This window comes from Bacillus cereus group sp. BfR-BA-01316, from assembly GCF_022664195.1.
Classification (GTDB): Bacteria; Bacillota; Bacilli; order Bacillales; family Bacillaceae_G; genus Bacillus_A.
Genome location: NZ_JAKUGX010000022.1, coordinates 32,664 through 52,762, shown reverse-complemented (window position 1 = coordinate 52,762; position 20,099 = coordinate 32,664). Strand labels below are relative to the sequence as shown.

Here is a 20,099-nt window from a genome sequence, read left to right as displayed (position 1 = left end):
TTATTTTCCTCCCTTTTCTTCTAATAAATTAATTGCTAATTTATAATAGCTATTACTTTCTCGAAACTCTAATAATTCTTCATGATACTCTGCTAGTTCTAAATACACCCTTTTTAATTCCTTTTTATTCTCTTCGCCTCTAAAAAATGGGATTGCTTCAACTTCTAAAAACTTTTTATAAACATCTTTAGTTTCAAAGTATTTATTCTTAAGCATTAAAAGTATATACAGCATACTTTTATACTTTTCATCCCTCTTCGCGACACCTATCCCTTTACTAATCCAATCTTTCGCTTCTTCAAACTCTTTTAATTCAATACATTGTAAAGCAATCTCATATACTGCATCAATATAATTTAAATCCTCTTCCTTCTTATACTGTAAGCATTGCAAATAATAATCTTTAGCTTTTGCATAATCTTTTAAGTTATAGTACAAGAATCCTAAGTTATTTAAAGCAATAGCTGTTATGCTTTCTTTATCAGCAAAAGAATTCGCTTCTCTCAAAATATTATTATAAATAGATAGCGCTTCATTATATTGTTTTTTTTGTATATAACTCAGTGCAATGAGTAATTGGCAATTTATCACATAACGGAACTTATATTCGTTCTTAAACCCTTCCATTGCCACATTAGCAAAATGTAAAGTCATATGTTCAACTTCTAATTCATTATAAACAAGAGCTAAATTGAAATATATCCCATTTTCATGATACCCTTGTTCCTTCGCCATTATTTCTGTTCGAGCTAAGTACTCTAATGCCTTCTTATATTTATGTTGTAAAAAATAATATAACCCTTTGCTATACGTATATAATAATTTCTGAAATGGTGAATACTTTTTGTACATCTTCTTTAAGCTCTCTAACTCTTCTTCAACAGCAGGAAAATCCCTTTTCATAATTAAATACCGCGTATAAAGTAGTTTATAATAATTTATGATTTCAAAATCTAAAACATGTTTCATTTCACCTTGTAACTCTTCATATATGCGTTCTACCTGTTGCTTGTCCAAATGAATTAATGCATTCAACCACTCGTCCAACTTCACTTTCACATCTTCTTCTACATCTCTCAAATCCGTCACAGCAATTTCTAGTCTTGTGCAGAGCAATTGTAGAATCTCTTCTGATGCTTCTATCTTCCCATTTTCGATCTTACTTAAGTATGAGACAGAACAAATGCCCTGACATAATTCTTCTTGTGTCATTTTTTGCTGTAGCCGCTTATAAAAAACTTGCTTGCCTATTTTTTCTAATGTTTGTTGCATTGTCCTCCTCCATTCTCATTACCCCCATTACTCTAATAATACATAAAATCTGGAGAAATATAAATTGATAAATGTAAATTTTCTAAAAAATATGCATTATTTCATTTTTTTCTCTCTTGACTTCAATCCTCTATTACTTCTTTGCTACGAAGGGTGGAAAATTGGTATACTATAACCAAATTACGGAGGTGTTTTCGCAATGAATCATTATAAAGACGATAGTTATGCCTTACATACAGATTTATATCAAATCAACATGGCTTATACATATTGGAAAGATGGTATTCATACTCGCCGTTCTGTTTTTGATCTATACTTTCGAAAGCTTCCGTTTGAAAATGGCTATGCTATTTTTGCTGGTCTTGAGAAAATTGTAGAGTACATAGAAAATTTCAGCTTTACTGAAAGTGATCTCGCTTATTTAGCAGAGCTGCAATTTGAAGAAGACTTCCTTCATTATTTACAAAACATGAAATTCACTGGCACGATTCGCAGTATGCAAGAAGGTGAAGTTGTTTTTAATAATGAGCCTTTATTACGTGTTGACGCACCACTCGGCGAGGCACAAATAATTGAAACCGCCCTCTTAAATATTGTAAATTACCAAACATTAATTGCTACAAAAGCTGCACGTATGAAGCACGCTGCAAATAATGATAAGCTTTTAGAGTTCGGTACAAGACGTGCTCATGAGTTTGATGCTGCCCTTTGGGGCACACGCGCTGCCTTTATTGGTGGGTTTTCATCTACAAGTAACGTTCGCGCAGGGAAACGTTTTGGCATCCCTGTAGCTGGCACACATGCCCACTCTTTCGTTCAAGCATATCGCGATGAATATGTTGCATTTAAAAAATATGCTGAAACACATAAAAAATGTGTATTTCTTGTCGATACATACGACACATTAAAATCTGGTGTTCCAAATGCGATTCGTGTTGCAAAAGAGTTCGGGGATCGTATCGATTTTTATGGCATTCGTCTGGATAGTGGTGATATGGCATATTTATCAAAGGAAGCAAGAAAACAACTTGATGAAGCTGGATTTACAAACACAAAAATTATCGCTTCTAGCGATTTAGATGAATATACGATTATGCACTTGAAATCTCAAGGGGCAAAAATTGATGTATGGGGTGTTGGCACAAAGCTGATTACATCCTTTGAGCAGCCAGCATTAGGTGCTGTCTATAAACTAGTTGCTATTGAAGATACCGACGGAAAATTAAATGATACGATTAAAATCTCATCTAACCCTGAAAAAATTACAACCCCAGGACTTAAACGAATTTATCGTATTATTAACCGTGTTAACGATCATGCAGAAGGCGATTATATTGCTTTAGAGTCTGAAGAACCTGGTAAAGAAGAACGTCTAAAAATGTTCCATCCTGTTCATACATATATAAGTAAATTCGTAACAAACTTTGAAGCACGCGAACTGCATCAAGATATTTTCGTTAACGGTAAAAGAACGTATGAATTACCTAATATATTAGACATTCAAAAATATAACGAACACAGCCTCTCACTATTTTGGGAAGAATATATGCGAACTTTAAATCCTGAAGAGTACCCTGTAGATTTAAGCCAAGAATGTTGGGATCATAAAATGAATTACATTCAAACTGTTCGAGAAAAGGTTGCGAAAAACACACAAAAATAAACAGAGAAGTTTCTCCTTCTCTGTTTATTTTCAATATTATGTTACCAACAGTCACCCTCAATAACACGGTAAAATAATAAAAATAAGCGAGGGCGTAATCGCGCCCTCGCTTATTTTTATAAATCTTTCACTCTCAGTACACGCATTGCATTTAAAACTGCAAGTAGTGTCACACCAACATCTGAGAAGACTGCTTCCCACATTGTTGCAATACCAAAGGCGCCGAGTAATAACACTAACCCTTTTACCCCTAATGCAAATATAATATTTTGCCATACGATGCTACGTGTACGTTTTGCAATTTTTACTGCCGTTGCAATTTTTGAAGGCTCATCAGTCATAATAACGATATCAGCAGCTTCAATTGCTGCATCTGACCCTAAGCCGCCCATCGCAATACCAACGTCTGCTCGCGCTAATACTGGTGTATCATTAATACCATCACCGACGAATGCAATCTTTTCTTTACCGCGTTTTGCTGCATCAATTTTTTCGATTTCTTCTACTTTTTGGTGTGGTAATAATTCGGCATGAACTTCATCTAAACCTAATTCTTTACCAACAGCTTCACCAACTGATTTTGCATCACCAGTTAACATGACTGCCTTCTTAATACCTAGTTCTTTTAACTTTTGAATTGCTTGTTTTGAATCCTCTTTTACCTCATCAGAGATAACAATATAACCCGCATATTTACCATCTACAGCAACATGAACTAGTGTACCTACTGTATTTGGTTGCTTAAATGTAATGTTTTCTTTGCTCATTAATTTAGCATTACCTGCGAAAATTTCTTTTCCTTGTACTTTTACAACCGTACCATGACCAGAAATTTCACTATAGTCTTCAATAACATTTTCATCGATTGATTTTCCATATGCATTTCGAATAGATTGTGCAATCGGATGATTAGAATATACTTCTGCAAATGCGGCATATTCTAATAGCTCTTCAGCTGTAATACCTTTACTAGGCTCCATCTTCGTAACTTTAAAGACACCTTTTGTTAATGTTCCTGTTTTATCAAAAACGATATATTTCACATCATTCAATGCTTCTAAATAGTTACTTCCTTTTACTAAAATACCACTTTTAGATGCCCCACCAATACCGCCAAAGAATCCAAGAGGAATCGATACAACGAGCGCACATGGACAAGAGATTACTAAGAACACTAAAGCTCTATAAATCCAATCGGAGAATGTAGCACCATCTAAAATAAGTGGTGGAATAAATGCCATTATTGCTGCTGTTATAACTACAACAGGAGTATAATAACGTGCAAACTTCGTAATAAAGTTTTCTGTTGGCGCTTTTTTGCTACTTGCATTTTGTACTAAGTCTAAAATTTTCGATACAGTCGATTCACCGAACTCTTTTGTAACTTCAACAATTAATACACCATTTTGGTTTACAAAACCACTTAATACGTCATTACCAACTTCTACTTCTCGCGGTACAGACTCACCTGTTAACGCTGAAGTATCCATCATTGATGTTCCCTCAACTACTTTTCCGTCTAACGGTACTTTTTCACCTGGTTTTACGATAATATACTCACCAATTTGCACATCTTCTGGTGATACTTGTTTCGTTTCGTTTCCAACTTTCACATTCGCATAGTCAGGACGAATATCCATTAATGACGTAATTGATTTTCGAGAACGATTTACTGCAATACTTTGGAACAATTCCCCTACTTGATAAAATAGCATAACTGCTACCGCTTCTGGATATTGTTGAATCGCGAAAGCTCCTAAAGTTGCAATTGCCATTAAAAAGTTTTCATCAAACACTTGGCCGCGAGTTATGTTTCTTACCGCTCTCCAAACAATATCTCCACCAATTAATAAATACGCAAGGACGAATAATGGAATTGTTATCATTTGCGGTAATCCGGCTAACGCAGCAATCCCTGTCAAAATTCCGCCGACTACTAATCGTCCTATCATCTTTTTCACATTTCCATCACCATGATCATGGCCGTGGTCGTGTCCTTTTTCCTCTTCACGAACAACTTTTACATCAGGCTCTAGCTTTTGAACAACATTTTTTATATTTTGTATAGTCGATTCAAGTTCTCGTTTATTTGCAACTTCTACTCGTAATTTCTTTGATACGAAATCAACAGTCGCTTCTGAAACGGCCGGCATTTCCTTTACCTTATTTTCAATCTTCATTGCACAATTTGCACAGTCTAAGCCTTCTAATACAAATACTTCTTTTATTGATTTTGTTTTTTGCTCTTCTTGCACTTTAATATGCGGCTCTAATTTTGTAACAAGTTGCTTCGCTTCCGTAACAACTTGATTTTCTTTATTTTGCGGTGTTTCTAAAAGCATCGTTTTTGTTGCAAAGTTTACGGAACAAGATGTTACTCCTTCTATATTCCCAACACCTTTTTCAATTTTCATTGCACAATTTGCACAATCTAAACCTTCTAGCATAAGTTTCTTTTTCACTAATGCTTCTGCCATCATTCTCCCTCCTCGCCTTTTTATTCTTCCTCGTTTACGTGTTCAAACGCTTGCTCGAAGATATGAATTACGTGTTGATCAGCTAATGAATAATAAACTACCTTTCCTTCTTTACGGTTCTTTACAAGCTTTGCTTGCTTTAATACACGAAGCTGATGTGAGATTGAAGATTGCGTCATTCCTAATAAATAAGCTAAATCACAAACACACATTTCAGCTTCAAATAATGCATGCAATATTCTCGTACGTGTACGGTCACCTAATACTTTAAATAATTCTGCTACTTTACTTAAACTTTCATCAGTCGGAATTGTTTGTTTTACTTGATCCACGATTTCCTCGTGAATTACCGTTTGAGAACATGCTTCCTGTTGCGTTTCTACTTTATTTTCAGCCATCACAGCTCACCTCTTCATTTGAACATATGAACAATCATTCATATATCTTATACCTTTATTATATGAGCGTCTATTCATATGTGTCAATGAATTCTCATACATTTTTCCGAAAATTTCGTTCACATTTCAAAATGCACCTGTAAATATTCTCAGCATCTATCATGATCTTCATACAAAAAGGATGCACGAAAGCTATCGTGCATCCTTTTCTTATTTATTAACTTTCACTGCATCCACAATTAACGAAGCGAATCCTAACTTTCCATCTTGATTTCTATGGTCAAAGCGCTTCGAGCGATAAATAAAACCTCCTTGCTCATTCCAATCATTATACTGAAATTCTCCATTTTCATCGCAATACTCTAGCAACTTTACTTGAAAACCCGCTACTTCAAACATAGATACAATCGTTTTATAGTTATGTACAATTTTATGACTTGCAGCCGGATGATCTAATGGACCTGGCCCTCCTACTTGCACACCTTGCTGATATTCTTCATTTGGAAAAAATGCATCTGGTACCGCACAACGAATGTAACCATCATCTTGTAAAAATTCATAGCATATTTTAGCTGCTTCTATACCTTCTTCATACGATAAATGTTCCCATACGTGTTCAGCTAAAATTACCGATAAAGAATTAGGCTGAAATTTATTAAGCCACGTTTCTCTTTTTAATAAATTTAATTCTTCTTCATTCGTATGTAACCAACCTGGGTTATTATTATATCCCTCTGCTCCAACGACAACTTTCGTCTCCATCTTTCCACCCCTTCGTATATTCCGACATAAAAATTCGACAACATAACATTGGTCTCCTTTATTTCCCCAAAAGAAAAAGCCTTGCGCGCTCCCTAGACGCACAAGGCTTACTAACTTTATATCCCTTTAATTAGCTTTTTCTAAACTATCTTGCGAACTTCCATCGTCTTTTAAATGACTATGTTTTTTCGAATAAACAAAGTATACAACCACTCCGATTGCTAACCAAACACCGAAGTAAATCCATGTTGTTAATGGTAAATTTACCATTAAGAATAGACAGCTTGCAACTGAAATAATCGGTAAGATTGGTACAAGTGGTACCATAAATCCACGTTGTAATTTCGGATGCGTTTTACGAAGAATGATGACAGTTACACCAACCATCGCAAATGTTAATAACGCTCCAATATTCGCTAAATTCGACAATTCTTTTAAATCGATAAATCCGGCAATTAAAGCACTACCAATTCCTGTTAACCAAACTGAAAATGTTGGTGCTTCTGTCTTCTTGTTAATTTTCGCGAAAGATTTTGGCAATAAACCGTCACGGCTCATAGCGAAGAATACACGTGTCGTAGCGTAGATGTATGCGAAAATTACAGCCATAATACCAATTACAGCTCCAATAGCGATTACACCAGCCACTTTATCTTGTCCTACAACTTCTAATACGTAGGCCATCGCTTCAGGTACATCTAATTCCTTATAAGAAACCATACCTGTCATAACGAGACAAACTACAACATAAATGATTGTACAAATGACTAACGAAGCAATAATCCCAATCGGTAGATCACGTTGCGGATTTTTTACTTCTTCAGCAGAAGTTGCTAATGCATCAAATCCTAAGAAAGCGAAGAATACTGCTGCCCCTCCGGCAAAGACTCCACTTAAGCCGTACGGTGCAAATGGTATCCAGTTTTCTGGTTTCACGTAGAATACACCAACTGCAATGAATAAAACAACAATACCAATTTTAATTAATACCATTATGTTATTCACACGCTTACTTTCTTTTGTACCTCGTGATAATAACCAAGTTATCACCAACGTAACGATAACTGCGGGTAAGTTCACCATACCACCTTGCGATGGAATCGTTAACAATGCTTTTGGAATTTCAAGTCCCAATCCACTCACTAAATTATTGAAATAACCTGTCCATCCGCCAGCTACTGCGGCAGTCGTTACGACATATACGGATAGCAATGTCCATCCCATTAAATGGGCAACAAACTCACCAATTGTTGCATATGAATATGTGTACACACTACCTGAAACAGGAAGTGCAGATGCAACCTCTGCATAACATAAAGCTGCAAATCCACAAACAATTGCTGCAATCATAAATGAAAAAATAACTGCTGGACCAGCATCTCTTGCTGCTACTAATCCCGTTAATACTAGAACTCCTGTACCAATTATCGCACCAATCCCTAGCATTGTTAGGTCAAATGCCCCTAGCGTTTTCGTCAAAGTTTTACTTTTACTTTCCCCTAACAATTGCGTAACGGATTTCTTTTTGAATAGGTTGGCCACGATGAATGCCCCCTTTTACTAAGAAGAGCTAAGAGGTATTATCTCTTAGCTCTTATCATGTTGTATTATATATTGTTCGATTTTTTTTGTATAATGCTGCTATTAGCAAGATACTGTTTCTGCTTCTAATAATTCTTTTGCACCTTTGTACTCTACACCGTGAGCTTCTGCAACTGCTTCGAATGTTACATAACCTTCTAATGTATTAATACCTTTTAATAATGCAGTGTTGCCTAGGCAAGCTTCTTTGTAGCCTTTGTTAGCAATTTGTACTGCATATGGTACTGTTACGTTTGTTAATGCAAGAGTTGATGTACGTGGAACCGCACCTGGCATATTTGCAACTGCATAATGCACAACGCCGTGTTTTTCATAAGTTGGGTTATCATGAGTTGTAATACGGTCAGTTGTTTCGAAAATACCACCTTGGTCAATCGCGATATCTACAACAACAGAACCTTGTTCCATTGATTTAATCATTTCTTCTGTTACAAGTTTTGGCGCTTTTGCACCTGGGATTAACACTGCACCGATTACAAGATCAGATTCTTTTACAGCTTCTGCAATATTGTAAGGATTAGACATTAAAGTTTTTACTTGGTTTCCGAAAATGTCATCTAATTGACGAAGACGTTCTGCACTTAAGTCGATGATTGTTACATCCGCACCTAGTCCAACTGCAATTTTAGCAGCATTTGTACCAGCTTGTCCACCACCGATAATTGTTACTTTACCACGTTTAACTCCTGGAACACCTGCAAGTAAGATACCTTTACCGCCTTTGTTTTTCTCAAGGAATTGCGCACCGATTTGTGCAGCCATACGACCAGCTACTTCACTCATAGGTGCAAGTAATGGTAATGAACGGTTTTCTAATTGTACTGTTTCATATGCGATAGCAACAACTTTCTTTTCAATTAACGCTTTTGTTAATTCTGGCTCTGGAGCTAAGTGTAAGTATGTGAATAAGATTAAACCTTCACTGAAGTGTTTGTATTCGCTTTCAACTGGTTCCTTAACTTTCATAACCATTTCCATGTTCCAAGCTTCTTCAGCTGTATCAACAATTTTTGCTCCCGCTTCAACATACTGAGCATCTGTGAAACCAGATCCTACACCTGCATCCTTTTGAATGAATACTTCGTGATTGTTACGAACTAAATGTACAACACCTGCTGGTGTCATTGCCACACGGTTTTCGTTGTTTTTAATTTCTGCTGGTACCCCAATACGCATAATGAAATGCCCCCTTATAATTAACAGAAAAAAGGAATTCTTTTTTCTTTTTTTAATAATTAATAACTTATGTCCTTATTCTAGCATAACTTAAAAATTATGAAAACGCTAACATACTATTTTTTTAAAGTTTATATATTTAGAATAGTGTAAATATACTAAACATTGATTTTATTGGGTTCTTCGTACCATTTCATCATCTATCACTCTATTTCTATTATATCCATTCAAAATGCATAGTAATTATTTATTATTTGACAATAATGTAACAATGTAAAAAAACTAAGCAATGACGTATACATATACACTTATTACTTTGTACAATACTTTGGAAATATACTCTTTTCATAAAAAAACAGCTACTAGCATTTAGCCAGCAGCTGGATAGATCATAAATAACTTTGAAAATAAATCTTCTGTCGTTTCAGTAATTTTATCAAATATATCACTTTCACGATCTTCTTGCTCTTTTAACATCTTAATTGTTTCACGCGCGTCTTCAGGGTAATCGGTAATGATACCATCCACGTTCAACTTATAATATGCCTTTAAACTTTCCATATCATTTACTGTCCACACGTAAATTGGTTTATTTAGCTTTCGCGCTTCTTTCACTAGGCGTTTATTTAACATATATTCTTCTGCTACATAGAAATCCGCCTGTACATTCTTTAAATTAGCCCTGCTTGCAAACAATACATACCCTACTTTTATATCCGGATTTGCACGCTTAAACTCTTTAATAAGCGGGTAATGTAACGTTTGAATTACACATTGTTTCTCAAAATCGTTCTCTTTAATTGTTTTTAGTACTTTCTGTACGAAATCCTTCTCATTACCGTGAAGTTTCACTTCTATATTAAGTTTTACTTTGCCTTTTGCAAGCTTAATGATCTCATCAAGTGTACTTATTTGTCCCGAGAATCCATCTTGACTAAGAGTAAGCTCCCTTAGCTCATCCATCGTCAAATCTGATACATGCACATTCGCATTCGCAAGACGTTTCAACTTCAAATCATGTATGACCGCTAGTTCGCCATCTTTCGTTTGCAAGACATCTATTTCAGCATAGTCTGCTTTTGCATCAATGGCACCTTGTACTGCTTCTTTCGTATTCTCTACACCTTTTGATATATATCCACGGTGCGCCATAATAATTGGTTCTTTATATGTGTTTGAAATAAAGGTCACAATGAAGGCAACGACCATTCCAGCAGTAATAATCCCCACGATATATACACCAATAAATTTCCAACGGTGTTTTTTGAAGAAACATTTATCTGCTTTTGTTTTTGAATAATCTAATCCTTCTTCTAATAAAACATCTTCAACCGAAACTTTCTGTAAGTATAATCTTGTTAACGCCATAATATAAAACGGCGTCATAATGAAGCTAAATAAATACAATGTACTCGTTAAGAAGACCGAAATCGTCGACTCCGCTAACAGCGCAAATGTCCCTTCTGGGTTTGTAAATTCGTATACTCCCCATAAACAGAGTAAATACACTCCTATAAACAAAAGAAAGACCATTCCTACAGAGATGAAAACTCCTACTAAAAAGAACAACACTTTAAAAAAGCTTTCTTTTACTAAGTTCGCACTTTTACGTGCTGCTATGCGGAATGGTTTTTCTTCTAAAACAATAATAGGTAAAACAAAAATCCAGCGAAGATTTAAATAAGCAACTACAGCAAAGAAAGCATAATAACCAACCTGACCCATTGTCGTCTTAAATAGTTCACCTGTAATAAAATTAGGAATTTGAATTTCAGGAATCAATGCAGATTTATATCCCATACTTAATAGCGGTAATAACACAACTGCATACAACACAAATCCTGGTAAGCAATATGTAAAAAGAGAAGGTAAATACGTTACTGTTTTATACAAAATCGGACGTAATCTTACCTTTTGCCTTTTATGAGCGAAATACGAAATAATAATAAGCACTGCAAATTCTGTAAAAATAAGAAACAATGCTAGTATCGATAAAATTACAATCGCCAAAATCCCATATGGTGTTTTCAAAAATGCTACTAATTCATCATTTGTCGCATTTGCATAACCACCAAAGTACAATAACTTATTGAAAACAATACCTAAGAGGGGGATAAACACAATTGCAGCTAACAATTTATAGACGAGCTGAAATGTTAACACATTCCAAAAAGCAAATTGTACTGTTTGAAAGGAATGTCTCATTACTCCTGGTATAGATAGTCTTTTACGGTGTTGCATATATTCCTCCACATTCTAAAACTATATTTGAGATGGATTCCACATTTCCAATTTAAATCCATCTTTTTAATAATAATATATTCCGCTTAACATGAACACTCCTATACATATAATGAAAAAAGTGATGGCTAATCCCATCACTTTTTTCACTCACTCTATTTTTTCTCTAGTCCTTGGCCAAATGCTTTTAAGAAACTAAAACCGAATGTAATCGCCCTGTTGATATCTGGATCTTTTAATACCTTAAAGAAATCCATCACTTTTGTTTTCTTTCCGTTTTTCAGCTCATCCGTTGCAAATTGTAATCCATTGACTAAACTAGATGTTATTTGTTTCGTTATTTCTGGGTCCACTGAAGACAAAGCCTCTCCTGCCCCCATCATATTGTTTAATGCATTTTTTACTGGTTCACGATTTAATTGTTCAACAGCTATTTTTGAAACATCTTCTTTTGCAGCAAGCAAGCTAATCGCTGCATCTAAAATCCCAGCTTGTTGCAACTGCGCTAATAGCTGCATCGTCTCTTCTACTGCTTCCCGGTTTTTAGCTAGCTCAGTTAACAGTTCATCTGTTAATTGTTGTTTCTTTTCTTCTTCTGTTACAACCTTCTTTTGGATCAACGTAATTTCTTTTGCCACTATCTCCGCCCCCTAATTCTGGTCCACAAGTGATACGTATTGTTTTCTTTGCCACTTTTGCTGAATTTCAACACCATTTTGTGGATGACGTTTTTTATCTCTCGGGTTTGAAAATGGTAATGGGCGTTTTCCCTTTTCACGTAATACGCGCATTTTCACCATTGTTTGTTTATAAGCTGGTGTACACGTATAAATGTCTGTTGCTGTTCCTGTTAAAATATTAATTGCCTCTTCATTTACTGTCGCATGCATCGGTAAATATAACTCATTTCCTGTTACACGGTCTGTAACAAGCGCTTGCACTTTAATCTTTCCGTACGGTGATGCTAATTCTACAAGACCACCATCCTTCACATGGCGCTTCTCGGCAAGTTCAGGCGAAATTTCAACAAACACTTCAGAGATTTTAGATAAAATTCCAGCCGATTTATTCGTCATATTCCCTTCATGGAAATGCTCTAACATACGGCCGTTATTTAATAGTAAATCATACTCATCTGGTGCTACAACTGGCGGTACCCATTCATCTAATGATAAACGTGCTAGTTTGTCTGGGAAGTTAAATCCATCTACATATAATAACGGTGTGTCACTACCATCATGGCTACCCCAACATAAACTATTCCAGCCTTCTAAACGGTCATACGTTGCTTGTGAGTACAACGGGGCAAGCGATGCAATTTCATCCATAATTTCACTTGGACTTCCATAATTCCAATCTCCACCCAGTGCACGAGCTACTTTTTGTAAAATCCACCAATCTGGCTTAGAATCACCAAGTGGCTTCAATACTTCATACAATCTTTGAATACGACGTTCTGTATTCGTAAACGTTCCTTCTTTTTCTAAGCTTGGTGCTGCCGGTAAAATAACATCAGCAAAACGAGCTGTTTTCGATAAAAACATATCTTGAACAACGAGGAAGTCTAAATTCGATAAAATATGTTGCACATGGTTGGCATTCGAATCTACTAAAGCCATTTCTTCTCCCATAACATACATACCACGCAGTTTTCCTTCTTCCGCTGCAAGTAACATTGCGATATTATTTAATCCCGGTTCTTTCGGAATAGTAGTACCATATGCTTCTTCAAATTTCGCACGATGCACATCATCTGAAACTGCTTGATAACCCGGAAGCCAGTTCGGTAATGTTGCCATATCACAAGCGCCTTGTACGTTATTATGCCCGCGTAACGGATACGCACCAGCACCAGGACGACGATAGTTACCTGTAACGAGAAGCAAATTTGAAATTGCTGCTGACGTTGTACTTCCTCCTGTATTTTGAGTTACACCCATTCCCCAAAGTACACAAGTACCATCTGCTTCATATACCATACGAGCCATTTCTTTTAACTGAGCTTTAGAAATCCCTGTAATTCCCTCAGTATAATCAAGCGTATATTTTTCTAGCATTTTGCTATATTCATCAAAATTCTTTACATTTTCAGCTATGAACTTTTTATCGTGCCATTCTTGATCAATAATGTATTTCGTTATCCCAGCAAGCCATACATAATCCGTTCCTTGACTCGGATGAACAAATATATCAGCACGCTCCGCCATTTCATGTTTACGAAGGTCTGCGACAATCAGTTTTTGTTCATGTAATTTATGAGCACGTTTCACTCTAGTTGCAAGTACAGGATGTCCTTCTGTTGGATTTGCACCAACAATAATAACAAGACCTGCCTCAGCAATATCTTTCACTGTTCCAGCATCTCCGCCCATACCGACAGTTTTAAATAAACCATCTGTTGCTGGAGATTGACAATAACGGGAACAGTTATCTACATTATTTGTTCCATATATTTGACGAGCTAGTTTTTGCATAAGATAGTTTTCTTCATTTGTTACTTTTGAAGAAGAAATAAACCCAAACGCATCGCTACCATATTCTAATTTAATATGTTGCATATTAGATGCAACAACTTCAAGAGCCTCTTCCCATGAAGCCTCAACAAACATATCCCCTTGGCGAATTAACGGCTTTGTAATACGCTCTTCACTGTTCACAAAGTCCCATCCAAATTTTCCTTTTACACATGTGGAAATACCATTAACCGGTGCATCTGAAACAGGTTGCACTTTTAAAATTTGACGATCTTTCGTCCATACTTCAAATGAACAACCTACACCACAAAATGTACAAACTGTTTTTGTCTTATTAATTTTCGTCTTACGCATCGCGGACTCTACTTCTGAAACTGCTAAAATACTGCTATATCCAGGCTCTACATCTTTTACAAAATCAATCATTGGATTTAGCACATCTGGTTTTAAACCAGTCATAAATCCAGCTTCTCCTATCATCGTTTTTTCCATTAATGCATTACAAGGACAAACTGTTACACATTGCCCACAGCTAACACAAGACGAGTCATTTATACTCACACCATTGTCCCAAATAACACGTGGACGGTCTAAACTCCAATCAATCGATAAAGTTTCATTCACTTGTAAATTTTGACATACTTCTACACATTGTCCACAAGCAATACATTGATTGGGATCATAACGATAAAAAGGATGAGACGTATCTACTTCACACGCACTTACTTTCGGTTCATATGGATATTTCTGTTCCTCAATTTCCATCATATGTACTGTATTATGGACTTTACAGTTACCATTATTGTTATCACATACTGTACAATACAATAAATGATTCTCTAATATTCGATCCATTGCCTCGGTCTGTGCCTCTTTAGCACGCTGTGATTGTCTTTCAATATGCATGCCCTCTTCTAACCTTGTTGAACAAGCACGCATTAACTTCCCATCTACTTCTACAATACATGTATCACAAGTTTGAATAGGATCTACCTCTGGTACATGACAAATTTGAGGATGTTCTAAATCACTTTCGTTAAATAATTGAAGTATCGTCTTTTCACCTGATGCGAAAAACTCTTTACCATCAACGGTTACACGGACTGTCTGCTCTGTCATAGTTTCCCCTCTCCTTACAACCAACTGTACAACATAGTTATGAATCCGTTTTCAAAACTGCGTTGCTTTACATATTTTTGCAGTGCCATGTTGAAATACTCTTCTTTTGAAGTCGATTCTAGATGTTATAAGGTATAACTACGAAAGCTCGAAAATGTTACTATTCTACAGCTCTATTATATCGTACATATTCAATAATAACCAAAATAATCTGTTATCTTCCTGCTAGTAGATGCTTTTATTTTTTCGATGTTTTATGATAAATATGGAGAAAAATACATATAAAGGGGAATTTAATATGGGGCCTATTCAAGAAACGTATACAATTGTACGCTACCAGTCTGGTACATTTTCAAAACAAACTGATGAGGTTGTTACAGAATCTCCTATTACAATTAAATTAAATAGCGAAGAATACGTAACAGTTGTATGCACTCCTAATTACATTGAAGATATGGTAATCGGTTTTTTAATTTCTGAAGGAATTATTTCTTCTTATAAAGATATTGAAGAATTATGGATTCAAAAAGAAAACGGAATTGTTCATGTAAAATCATCAAAAATTAATCCGCTCTATCAAACTTTATATAATAAACGGTACGTAACTTCTTGTTGCGGGAAAAGTAGACAAGGTTTTGTTTTCGTCAACGATGCAGCAAAAGCAAAAAAGTTACATGATATACATATAACTATTACTCCGGAAGAATGTTTTCACCTAATGACTTCCTTACAACAATCTTCAACTACATTTCGCCAAACGGGTGGTGTGCATAATACCGCTCTATGTGATCGAAAGAACATTCTTTTAGCAAGAATGGATATCGGAAGACATAATGCGCTAGATAAAATATACGGTCATTGTTTACGAAACAATATATCTGTTCAAGGGAAAATCATTGCATTTAGTGGCCGTATCTCATCTGAAATTTTGTTGAAAGTTTCAAAAATTGGTTGCGAAATTGTTCTATCTAAATCAGCTCCAACTAAACTAGCTCTGCAACTCGCTCATGATTTAGGTATTACCGTAGTAGGCTTTATTCGAAATGAATCTTGCAATATTTATACACATCCAGAACGAATTGATGGATACAAAATAAACGATTAAATACGTAACATAAAAAAATGACTCCTTTACAAAGGGGTCATTTTAGTTATAAAAATGTAACATATTAAAAACTTGAATAGTTAATGAAGTTAATATATAATTTCATTACATAAATAAAATGAAAACGTAGTAGCATAATCTTTTCATTCTTTTACAAATTAAGAAAGAATACTCACAGAATATATTTATAAAGTCAAACTACGCTTAATCTTATAACGTTAATAGATTAAATTTGGATTAACCAAGGAGGTTACAACTATGGAAATTCGCTTATTAACAACAGAGGATGCAGAAATATATTTAAAAATTTGTATGGACGGCTTAACGAAAAATCCTGAAGCTTTTAGCTCTTCTTACGAAGATGTTTTGAAACATGAAAACCCTGTCGCTGCCATGGCAAAACGATTAAGCAATCCGGATAAGTATACTCTAGGTGTCTTCAAAGATAATGATTTAGTCGGTATTGCTACTTTAGAAACAAAACCATTTATTAAACAAGAACATAAAGCGAAAATCGGTTCCGTTTTTGTTTCTCCAAAAGCGCGTGGCCTTGGTGCAGGACGAGCTTTAATTAAAGCAATTATTGAAAATGCCGATAAATTACATGTAGAACAGCTCATGCTCGATGTTGTTGCTGGAAACACTGCTGCCAAAAAATTATATGAGTCCCTTGGCTTCCAAACTTACGGCGTACAAGAACGTTCCTTAAAGCATAACGGCCAATATTGGGACGAAGAACATATGGTTTTATTCTTAAATAATTAACAATTCAATATAACTTTTCAAAAGCATCTTCTTATTAATAAAGATGCTTTTTTTTATTACAATAATGTAATTTTCATGTCACCTTTATCGATCGTTCCAATCCTTCCCATTCGTTATACTAAAAATATAAAGTGAAACTTTACTCAGGGAGGAGGAACCATCTCCCGTTGATTATTAAATGAACGTATAGCATGCAATTGATATGTAGAGGAGAATGTAACATGAAACAAAACAAACAAGCTATCTTTTTAATATTTGCTGCAGCAATTGTAACTTCTGGACTGGCAATTCTACCTTGGTTTATTATATAGAACACATTAAAAAAGCTTATTGCTTCTTAAGAAGCAATAAGCTTTTTTTCTATTATAAAATCCCGAAAAATTTATTTACACAACTTATCATAATAAGCATAGATACCGCAACACACATTACAATCGCATTACGATCTTGCTTTTCTTTTTGTAAAAGTTCTACTTTTTTACTCATGTGTACAATCCCCTTTATATTAAAAAAAGTGTGAGATAGGAAATTTTTCTTATCCGATGCGAGGTGAATACGAAAACCCTCTCTATCTCACATACACAATAGAATGGAATTGTCATTTTATAAATAAAATGACATGACGTTATGTCGCAACATAGGGTATTTGTGTCGCTACGTTTTCTATTATAAAAAATAGTTGTGCAAAACTAGTGCATTTTTTATGTCAATTGCCCTGATTGAAAAAATCAGCCATCCATTCAATCACATAAAAAGAGTTTTTTATTATTTTCATGTAAACTATACAAGTAGAATGAATAGTTTGGGGTGCACAAGATTATGGTGAAAATTTTATTAGTAGACGATGAAGAACGTATGTTACGATTATTAGATTTGTTCTTAAGCCCTCGTGGCTATTTTTGTATGAAAGCTACTTCTGGCCTTGAAGCGCTAGAATTAATCGAACAAAAGGACTTCGATATTATTTTACTAGATGTTATGATGCCGAATATGGATGGGTGGGATACTTGCTATCAAATCCGTCAAATTTCCAACGTTCCAATTATTATGCTAACAGCTCGCAACCAAAATTATGATATGGTCAAAGGCCTGACCATGGGAGCAGATGACTATATTACAAAACCATTCGATGAACATGTATTAGTCGCGCGAATCGAGGCTATATTACGTCGCACAAAGAAAGATGGCTTTGTTAGCTTCAATGGTATTGAGTGGGATAAAACAAAACATACTGTTATAGTTTATAATGAAAAAATCTCACTAACTCCTATTGAATTTTCGTTACTCGGACTATTTTTACAAAATACAAACCGTGCCTACAGCCGAGACGATTTAATCGAAAAGATTTGGGGCTATCAAACAGACATCGAATACAGAACTATCGATTCACATATTCGTAATATACGGGATAAGTTACGCAAAAAAGGATTTCCAGTTGAAGATTACTTAGAAACTGTCTATAAAGTCGGATATAAATGGAAAAATGAATAATTACTTTATATGAAATAAGGTATGGTGAGAAAATGAGCAAACTTTCCCTTAAAGTTGGGACATACTTTTTAATATTAGCTTTATGTATTGAGACAATCGCTTTCGTATCTTTTTATAAAAGTCTTTCAAAAATGCGTGTTGAAGAGGAAACCGTTGCTCTTTTAGAGAAAGGAAATCGCTATCGTGATACGATTGAACGGCGTGCAAAATGGAGCAAATACGGCAAATACGCTGAGAAAAAAAAACGTACTGAACATCTCAACCGTCCTGCCTCTTCCGGCTTCTCTATTGAAGATGCCGCTGAAGATTTAATGGAAACAGAAGCACTTACTAATTCTGATATAGCCATTGTTATAACTGACAGTAATGGAAAAATCACTTCGGCCTCAGAAACAGTAACAAAAGATATGCAAAAACAACTTCATTGTAAGCTCCCCCCCATTAAAAAGGGTGGATTAATCGTAGAAAAGAATTGGAAAAACTCAAAATTCATCTCAACAGTAACACCAATTGACACAAAAGACTTTCAAGGCAAATTACACATGTTCTTAAAAACATCCTTCTTAGAAAATATGCTCCTTAAACTCATGAATCAATTCATTATCGTGAGTATTTTAACACTTATTTTAACAACTATTTCTGTCTTTGTTTTTTCTCGAGTTATTACAGATCCTCTTATAAAGATGAAAAGAGCAACAGAAAAAATGTCAAAATTAAATAAACCAATTCAATTAGGGATTAAACGAAATGATGAACTTGGAAGTTTAGCCAAAACCATTGAAGAACTGTCTAGTGAGCTTACGTATATGAAAAAAGAGCGAAACGAATTTCTTGCCAGTGTAGCGCACGAGTTACTAACTCCACTAACTTATATGAAAGGTTATGCAAAAGTGGCAAAGAGGGATTCTTTAACGAAGGAAGAACGTGAAGAGTATTTACAAATCATCGAGGATGAAACCGATAGTGTAACTGATCTCGTACAAGATTTATTTATGCTCGTACAATTAGAGCAACATCAATTCGTTATTAAAAAACAAAAAATGCTCCTTAGGCCATTTTTAGAACGAATGGTTGAAAAAACAAAAACAACATTAACCAACAAACAAATAGAAATTCATGTATACTGTAAAAATGATTTAGAAGTTTGTATAGATGACAGGCGTATGGAACAAGTGTTGTTAAATTTATTGCACAACGCTTATCAACATTCACCAGAAAACACTTCTATAACAATACGTGTACTATCGAGTACGAATACTTTTACAATAAGTGTACAAGATGAAGGTGAAGGTATTCCTGAAGAAGATATCCCACATGTTTTCGATCGCTTTTACCGTGTCGATAAATCCAGAACACGAGCTACAGGAGGAAAAGGTATCGGACTGGCTGTTGCAAAAGAAATTGTAGAACTTCATAATGGTTCTATTGAAGTTAAAAGCGAATTAGAAGTCGGAACAGAATTTATAATTGAATTACCATTTGAATAATATATGCGTGAAATCACCAGTAGTAGTCAACACTACTGGTGATATTTTATTTATAAAACCAACTATT

Annotated in this window: 15 protein-coding genes; 5 read left to right on the top strand and 10 right to left on the bottom strand. The window is 35.1% G+C overall.

The window, feature by feature from the left end; genetic code table 11:
* A complete protein-coding gene (locus MR071_RS16730; protein ID WP_070140831.1) occupies nt 1–1,272 on the bottom strand; it encodes a helix-turn-helix domain-containing protein in 1,272 nt (423 codons plus the stop codon).
* Between the two features lie 199 nt (nt 1,273–1,471).
* Between MR071_RS16730 and MR071_RS16725 the strand changes: the two genes are divergently transcribed.
* The gene (locus MR071_RS16725; RefSeq protein ID WP_105586149.1) at nt 1,472–2,935 is read left to right on the top strand and encodes a nicotinate phosphoribosyltransferase; all 1,464 of its coding nucleotides are present in this window, start codon (nt 1,472–1,474) and stop codon (nt 2,933–2,935) included.
* Between the two features lie 116 nt (nt 2,936–3,051).
* Here MR071_RS16725 and MR071_RS16720 read toward each other — a convergent pair whose 3' ends face one another.
* The 8 genes from MR071_RS16720 to fdhF all read right to left on the bottom strand — a co-directional run bounded on the left by MR071_RS16720 (nt 3,052) and on the right by fdhF (nt 15,184).
* Nucleotides 3,052–5,412, bottom strand: coding sequence for a heavy metal translocating P-type ATPase (locus MR071_RS16720; RefSeq protein ID WP_242237029.1), 2,361 nt, complete (start codon nt 5,410–5,412; stop codon nt 3,052–3,054).
* 20 nt (nt 5,413–5,432) lie between these two features.
* Nucleotides 5,433–5,810: an ArsR/SmtB family transcription factor gene (locus MR071_RS16715; protein WP_002010461.1), complete on the bottom strand. Its 378-nt coding sequence runs from the start codon at nt 5,808–5,810 to the stop codon at nt 5,433–5,435.
* 210 nt (nt 5,811–6,020) lie between these two features.
* Complete coding sequence (locus MR071_RS16710; RefSeq protein WP_105586151.1) at nt 6,021–6,572, bottom strand: class I SAM-dependent methyltransferase; 552 nt, start codon at nt 6,570–6,572, stop codon at nt 6,021–6,023.
* Between the two features lie 126 nt (nt 6,573–6,698).
* Nucleotides 6,699–8,114: an amino acid permease gene (locus MR071_RS16705; RefSeq protein WP_105586152.1), complete on the bottom strand. Its 1,416-nt coding sequence runs from the start codon at nt 8,112–8,114 to the stop codon at nt 6,699–6,701.
* A gap of 102 nt (nt 8,115–8,216) precedes the next feature.
* Complete coding sequence (gene ald / locus MR071_RS16700) at nt 8,217–9,350, bottom strand: alanine dehydrogenase (protein WP_002010453.1); 1,134 nt, start codon at nt 9,348–9,350, stop codon at nt 8,217–8,219.
* Between the two features lie 369 nt (nt 9,351–9,719).
* Nucleotides 9,720–11,591, bottom strand: coding sequence for a glycerophosphoryl diester phosphodiesterase membrane domain-containing protein (locus MR071_RS16695; protein ID WP_242237025.1), 1,872 nt, complete (start codon nt 11,589–11,591; stop codon nt 9,720–9,722).
* Between the two features lie 155 nt (nt 11,592–11,746).
* Nucleotides 11,747–12,229: a helical membrane plugin domain-containing protein gene (locus tag MR071_RS16690; protein ID WP_105586155.1), complete on the bottom strand. Its 483-nt coding sequence runs from the start codon at nt 12,227–12,229 to the stop codon at nt 11,747–11,749.
* A 12-nt stretch (nt 12,230–12,241) separates the two neighbouring features.
* Nucleotides 12,242–15,184, bottom strand: a complete 2,943-nt coding sequence (gene fdhF / locus MR071_RS16685) for a formate dehydrogenase subunit alpha (protein ID WP_242237022.1) — start codon at nt 15,182–15,184, stop codon at nt 12,242–12,244.
* A 298-nt stretch (nt 15,185–15,482) separates the two neighbouring features.
* Between fdhF and fdhD the strand changes: the two genes are divergently transcribed.
* Both fdhD and MR071_RS16675 read left to right on the top strand, forming a co-directional pair.
* Nucleotides 15,483–16,289 (top strand): formate dehydrogenase accessory sulfurtransferase FdhD, encoded by an 807-nt coding sequence (gene fdhD / locus MR071_RS16680; protein ID WP_105586157.1) that lies wholly within the window; start codon nt 15,483–15,485, stop codon nt 16,287–16,289.
* A 258-nt stretch (nt 16,290–16,547) separates the two neighbouring features.
* A complete protein-coding gene (locus MR071_RS16675; RefSeq protein WP_242237020.1) occupies nt 16,548–17,054 on the top strand; it encodes a GNAT family N-acetyltransferase in 507 nt (168 codons plus the stop codon).
* 363 nt (nt 17,055–17,417) lie between these two features.
* On the opposite strand, the gene MR071_RS25495 is transcribed toward MR071_RS16675, so the two are convergent.
* Nucleotides 17,418–17,540 carry a hypothetical protein gene (locus tag MR071_RS25495; protein WP_002010441.1) on the bottom strand — a complete coding sequence of 41 codons (123 nt, stop codon included), beginning with the start codon at nt 17,538–17,540 and terminating at the stop codon, nt 17,418–17,420.
* Nucleotides 17,541–17,873: 333 nt separating this feature from the next.
* Between MR071_RS25495 and MR071_RS16670 the strand changes: the two genes are divergently transcribed.
* Both MR071_RS16670 and MR071_RS16665 read left to right on the top strand, forming a co-directional pair.
* Nucleotides 17,874–18,545, top strand: a complete 672-nt coding sequence (locus tag MR071_RS16670) for a response regulator transcription factor (protein WP_242237017.1) — start codon at nt 17,874–17,876, stop codon at nt 18,543–18,545.
* A gap of 32 nt (nt 18,546–18,577) precedes the next feature.
* On the top strand, nt 18,578–20,032 hold the full coding sequence (locus tag MR071_RS16665; protein WP_242237014.1) for a HAMP domain-containing sensor histidine kinase: 1,455 nt from the start codon (nt 18,578–18,580) through the stop codon (nt 20,030–20,032).
* Nucleotides 20,033–20,099 lie beyond the last annotated feature (67 nt).

What these genes read in the sequence shown, in the direction of transcription:
- MR071_RS16725 (WP_105586149.1), top strand. Translation starts at nt 1,472, where the DNA reads ATGAATCATTATAAAGACGATAGTTATGCCTTACATACAGATTTATAT.
- MR071_RS16695 (WP_242237025.1), bottom strand. Translation starts at nt 11,591, where the DNA reads ATGCAACACCGTAAAAGACTATCTATACCAGGAGTAATGAGACATTCC.
- fdhF (WP_242237022.1), bottom strand. Translation starts at nt 15,184, where the DNA reads ATGACAGAGCAGACAGTCCGTGTAACCGTTGATGGTAAAGAGTTTTTC.
- MR071_RS25495 (WP_002010441.1), bottom strand. Translation starts at nt 17,540, where the DNA reads ATGAGTAAAAAAGTAGAACTTTTACAAAAAGAAAAGCAAGATCGTAAT.
- MR071_RS16670 (WP_242237017.1), top strand. Translation starts at nt 17,874, where the DNA reads ATGGTGAAAATTTTATTAGTAGACGATGAAGAACGTATGTTACGATTA.
- MR071_RS16715 (WP_002010461.1), bottom strand. Translation starts at nt 5,810, where the DNA reads ATGGCTGAAAATAAAGTAGAAACGCAACAGGAAGCATGTTCTCAAACG.
- ald (WP_002010453.1), bottom strand. Translation starts at nt 9,350, where the DNA reads ATGCGTATTGGGGTACCAGCAGAAATTAAAAACAACGAAAACCGTGTG.
- MR071_RS16665 (WP_242237014.1), top strand. Translation starts at nt 18,578, where the DNA reads ATGAGCAAACTTTCCCTTAAAGTTGGGACATACTTTTTAATATTAGCT.
- MR071_RS16710 (WP_105586151.1), bottom strand. Translation starts at nt 6,572, where the DNA reads ATGGAGACGAAAGTTGTCGTTGGAGCAGAGGGATATAATAATAACCCA.
- fdhD (WP_105586157.1), top strand. Translation starts at nt 15,483, where the DNA reads ATGGGGCCTATTCAAGAAACGTATACAATTGTACGCTACCAGTCTGGT.
- MR071_RS16675 (WP_242237020.1), top strand. Translation starts at nt 16,548, where the DNA reads ATGGAAATTCGCTTATTAACAACAGAGGATGCAGAAATATATTTAAAA.
- MR071_RS16730 (WP_070140831.1), bottom strand. Translation starts at nt 1,272, where the DNA reads ATGCAACAAACATTAGAAAAAATAGGCAAGCAAGTTTTTTATAAGCGG.
- MR071_RS16720 (WP_242237029.1), bottom strand. Translation starts at nt 5,412, where the DNA reads ATGGCAGAAGCATTAGTGAAAAAGAAACTTATGCTAGAAGGTTTAGAT.